The organism is Aliiglaciecola sp. (assembly GCF_039982535.1).
Classification (GTDB): domain Bacteria; phylum Pseudomonadota; class Gammaproteobacteria; order Enterobacterales; family Alteromonadaceae; genus Aliiglaciecola.
Genome location: NZ_JBDWYG010000058.1, coordinates 1 through 1,312, shown reverse-complemented (window position 1 = coordinate 1,312; position 1,312 = coordinate 1). Strand labels below are relative to the sequence as shown.

General features: G+C 42.4%; 1 protein-coding gene. It reads right to left on the bottom strand.

Annotated features, from left to right (window positions below; translation table 11 throughout):
- The coding region (locus ABJV04_RS16875; protein WP_348492758.1) for a hypothetical protein at positions 1-1,312 on the bottom strand (1,312 nt) is incomplete at both ends.

Below are 1,312 nucleotides of genomic sequence, written 5' to 3'. Positions count from 1 at the left end.
AAACCTCCTACAATAAACATCTTCGAGCCACTTGGGTTGAAAGCTATACCAGTTGGGTTTCTATCTTGAGAGTTAACAGAATAATGTTGTTCGAAGAACGCATAAGCTATATCAAAGCCTACACTGTTATTAGCAATAATTACCCCGGTAGTAGAGAGTGCTAAGGCCCCCGACAAGTTAGAGATTTCTCCATTATTGTTATTGTAGGTTACCGTGAGTGGCCAAAGGGCAGTGCTCAAGTCTGCAGTCGTTAGGTTTATATAATAATCCCCGGCCACCCCATCGCTTTGGGCGCTAACAGCAAAGGTAGTTCCATGGGCATCGGTTACCGTAAAATCTCCTGGATTGCCGCCATTGGTTTGCACCGGTGCCGAAAACCCAAGCTGTAAACTCGTATCGCTTTCTTTGTAGCCGGAACTGAGCATTGGTAGTAAATCAGGACTCACTCCCGAACTATCGGTAACTAATGCGTTATTGTTGTAGTCGGTTACTTCATCGTTATTGTTGGTATAAGTAAGGAAAAGAGATCCAAAAGCTGTGCTTACGTTCGCTACGGTAAGTTCAAGTTCGCCATCCCCCGGCGTTGCATCGGCGATACCGGTAACAGCAAAGGTAGTTGATGCACTGTCTGTAAGAGTAAAATCTTCTGGGTTAGCATTTTTTGTTATAACTGCCTCACTAAAGGTAACGGTGAGTTGGGTGGCGCTGGAAAATATCGCGCTCGATAGTGTGGGAGCAGTAGCATCTCCCAAATAATACTCATTAACCTCATCGCCGTGCGAACCCACAATAAACATTTTTGTGCCATCCGGGCTGAAGGTCAGCCCTTTGATCGATAGTTCCTCATTATATATCGAAAAAGACTGTACAAAACTCGCTGAGGATACGTCAAAACCTGTACTTAGATGGTATTCATTAATATCACTTCCATTATTGCCTGAGATATACATTTTTGTGCCATTGCTATTGAACACAACTCCTGTCGGGTTTGTATCTTCCCCGTCCACAGAATATTCTTGAACATAACTGGCTGTAGATACATCAAAGTGGGAACTAAGGCTATATTCAACAACAGCATCTTCATTCCTGCCAACTACGAACATCTTACTACCACTTGCATTAAAAGCTATACCCGTTGGGGAAATCTCTTGTGAATGAACCGTAAATACTTGTGCATAACTAGCGGTCGATACATCAAAACCAATACTCAAACTATATTCATAAATTGCGGCATCACTATCTGAAGATAATGCGGTAACATACATTTTTGTACCATCTTTATTAAAAGTAACATCTGAAGGAGCGAGAGTTT